We start from the raw sequence: 3,659 nt of genomic DNA on the forward strand, positions 1-3,659 counted from the left end.
CCGGGGGCCTCAGGTGCGCCGTACCACGTACGGCGGCATCACCAGCAGGTCGACGTCCGCACACCCGGCCATCAGGCCGAGGGCCTGGTCCGGGCCGAGTGCCATGGGCTCCCCCTTGGTGTTGAGCGAGGTGTTGATGACCGCGGGGAGCCCGGTCTCCTCGCCGACCGCGCCGAGCAGGGCGCCGAAGCCGTCGCCGGAGTCCGGGACGTACTGCGCCCGCGTCGTGTGGTCGACATGGACGCCGGCCACCGCCCGGGCGACGCCCTCCTCGCCGACGCGGTGGGTGCAGAGCATGTAGTCGCTCAGACCGCTCACCGGCGGCTCCATGCCCAGCAGTTCGAAGCCCTGCCCGGTGAGCGACAGCGCGGCCGGGCGCCAGGGCTGACGGCTCTTCACACGGTTCAGCCGGTCGAGCGTGGCCCGGTCGCGGGGCGACGCGAGCAGGCTGCGGGCCCCCAGCGCCCGCGGGCCGAACTCGTTGCGGCCGTCGAACCAGGCCACCACCTGCCCGCGGTCGACGGCCCTGGCGACCTCCGCCCGCAGGGCCGCCGGCTCCCGCGCCTGCGCCGTCGCGCCGCTCCGGGCCAGCGCCTCCTCGATCGCCTTCGTGGACACCTCCGGGCCGAAGAAGATCGGCGGCTCCGCGTCGGCGGACAGCGGCTCGGGCGCCTTCCCCAGCAGGGCCTCGGCCAGCATCGCCGCGCCGAAGACCGTTCCGCCGTCGTTGGGGGCGACGGTGCCGGACACCCGCGCGTACCCGCTCTCGCGGGCCAGCCGGCGGTTCATATGCGCGTTGAGCGCGACGCCGCCGGACAGCAGGAGCGTCTCCTCACCGGACAGCCGGCGCAGCCTCCGGGCCAGGCCCAGGCCGAGTTCCTCGACCGTGAGCTGCACATCGGCGGCGAACGGCGCGTAGTCGAAGGCGTTCGCCGAGGAGTCCGTGTGCGGGAAGCAGCCCGCCTCGAAGGTCTCCAGCCACTGGTCTCCGAGGCGTTCCCAGTCACGGGCCGTCGCCAGCGCGCCCTTCAGCCGGCGGTCGAGGCGGAACGAGGCGTCCGAGGGGTCGAACGTCATGAACTGCAGGTCGCTGGTGCGCCCGTAGGAGCTGAGCCCCATCAGCTTGCCCGCGCCCCACCAGCCGAGGTTGGCGTACGCCGACGCGGCCCCGTAGAACACGCCGAGCGACCAGCACCGGTCGTACCGCTCCAGCAGCCGGAACCGGCCGTCGTGCACATGGAACAGCGAGGTCGACCCGTCCCCGCCCCACCCGTCGGCCACCAGGACGTCGGCCGTCCGGCACGGGTTGAGGTAGTACGCCTGCGCCGCGTGACAGAGGTGGTGGTCGAAGAAGATGATGTCCCGCGTGCCGAGTTCACCGGCCAGACCGGGCAGGATGATGTCCGTCAGCCGGTCGCTGACGTGCACCCCGCAGGGGATGTCGGTCTCCGGCGTCAGCGCCCCCCGCGGTGCGTCGGCCCATGCGTAGCCGATGGCCTGGACCTCCGAGGGGTGGACGCCGTGGGCGTCGAGCAGGGCCCTGACCGCGCCCTCCGGACCCTCGCCCTTCGCATGCCGGCGGCGGCTGATCCTCTCCTGCTCCAGCGCCCCGACCACCTTGCCGTCGATGACGAGACACGCCGCGGCATCGTGGCACTGCGGCACGTCGGGGCGGCCCACCAAACCGAGAACTATCACGTACGCCTCCGGTCGTAACGAGGAAGACAGAGCGTGCCTATGACGGTTTTTCGCGTTCCCGGACGACGGCTGACGGAATTCCGTACCGGGCGGCCCGCGCCGTCTCCGCCACCCACTTCTCCCGACCCGCCGGCGGGAGCCGTCCGTTGAACATCCGCTCCGTGCGGGATTTCACGGCGAGTCCGCGTCCGTGAATGCGGCGGGATATCGCCCGGGCAGGTGGACGTGGTTCCGTACGAAAGCCGGGCGGCCGGGTCCGGACACGAAAGGCGGCTGCCCAGGGAGAAGCGATGACGCGGTATCCGCGGCCGGCGAGGGCGCCGCCGTGCCGGTCCGGCCCGCACGGCGCAGCACGACCAACCCCCCGGTTCCCGGGGTCGATTCAGGGAAGCGCGCCTTTCGTTCCAATGGGTCTCCCTGTGCCGGTGATCCAGTCGAACGACGTCCCGCCAAGCTACCCGTGGCCCTCAGCCGTAGTCCACGGGATCCGACACTGGCCAGATCCCGTACCGCGATGTCCGGATCCCGAATTCCCGTACCCCGACTACGGATCGGCCGGACGCGAACCCGCGAATCCCGTCACCTTTCCTCCCGTTCCCTCACGCCCGACTGCTGGGCGTGGGGTGACGGTTGACGGTGACGAAACCGACCGCCGCGCCCAGCGTCGCCACCGCCTCCGCCACGGCCGAAACCGTCTTCTTCGGATACCACACAGGCTCATGCATATTGGGCAGCGGACCCAGCGTGCCCACGTCCACGTACCGGTACAGCAGCACCGCGCCGACCGCCGACGCCGCGACCAGAAAGGCGAACGCCCATACCCAGCGGCTTCTCCCGCTCGCCAGGACCAGGACAGCCGCCAGCGCCGCCGCCGCTGCCTGGGCGCGGAACAGCGTCCCCTCGCTGATACCGGCACCTACCGGGTCGTAAGCACCCGCCAGTGCGACATGCACGTACGCGTCGACGGCCAGCCCAGCCGCCGTGAGCAGCCGTAGCAACCACATCTCCATCCCGCGGCAGCAGCGTCACCAGCAGCCAACACTCTCTGTTCGCAGCGGGCCGGCCGCCACGTCTCACCTCACTTCACCTCAGTTCACGTCACTCCGCACCGCTTCACTTCACTACGACCGTGCCGTGCATGAACGGGTGGATGGCGCAGCCGTAGCTGAACGTGCCGGCGGTCTTGAACGTGACTCTGGTGCGGGTCTCTGCGCGTCCCGCCCGGGATGCGGGTCGCGCATCCGGACATAACCGACGATACTCCGCGCATCCCTGGGGCGTACAGCGGTTGTTGGGGCGTCGACGGGCGACAACACGGCCCACCACGTCCGCATCGGGACGGCGCATCAGCGCAGACCTGTGACGACACCGCAACCAGGCCGTCTGACCTGGCCACGCGCATCCGCGCCTCCCGCAGCGCACTCACCGGCACACGGACGGTAGCGGGAGCGCGCCCCGGCGGCACTCACCGTTCCCGGCATCCAACTGCCGCCAAGCCGTGGCGGAGATCTGACCGCCGCCCTCGATGGCCGGTCGGTCGCCGACTACATCGGTGGGGACATCGAGGCGCCGGCCACCTCCTGGGCGGGTGAACGCCACCAGCTGAAGACGAGGGTCTCGTCACGGTCGACATGCCCCGCGCCCCGTCCGGCTGGTGCGACCGCCTCCGAGGTCGTGCCGATGACGGGCGATGGACATCGGGCGTGGGGCGCTACCCGCTGTGCGTGGGCAGCCGGAGGGTGAAGCGGGCGCCGCCGAGGGGGCTGCCGGTCGCGGTGAGCGTGCCGCCGTGGGCCTGGGCGACCCAGGCGGCGATGGACAGCCCGAGGCCGGTGGAGCCGGAGCCGCTGTGGAAGCGGTCGAAGAGCGAACCGGCCAGGTCGGGCGGTATTCCGGGGCCCGCGTCGTCGATGGTGAGGACGCCGTCGGACGAGACGCCGAGTGCGATCGCGGGGGGGAGG

Annotated in this window: 3 protein-coding genes; all 3 read right to left on the reverse strand. The window is 71.7% G+C overall.

Annotated features, from left to right (window positions below; genetic code table 11):
• Nucleotides 1–9 precede the first annotated feature (9 nt).
• Nucleotides 10–1,698 (reverse strand): carbamoyltransferase C-terminal domain-containing protein, encoded by a 1,689-nt coding sequence (locus ACO1BR_RS12840; protein ID WP_426795192.1) that lies wholly within the window; start codon nt 1,696–1,698, stop codon nt 10–12.
• 599 nt (nt 1,699–2,297) lie between these two features.
• Nucleotides 2,298–2,696: a hypothetical protein gene (locus ACO1BR_RS12845; RefSeq protein ID WP_426795193.1), complete on the reverse strand. Its 399-nt coding sequence runs from the start codon at nt 2,694–2,696 to the stop codon at nt 2,298–2,300.
• Nucleotides 2,697–3,409: 713 nt separating this feature from the next.
• Nucleotides 3,410–3,659, reverse strand: a 250-nt coding sequence (locus ACO1BR_RS12850; protein WP_426795194.1) for a sensor histidine kinase, incomplete at its 5' end; no start/stop codon positions are given.

Source organism: Streptomyces sp. YGL11-2 (genome assembly GCF_050054615.1).
GTDB lineage: Bacteria > Actinomycetota > Actinomycetes > Streptomycetales > Streptomycetaceae > Streptomyces.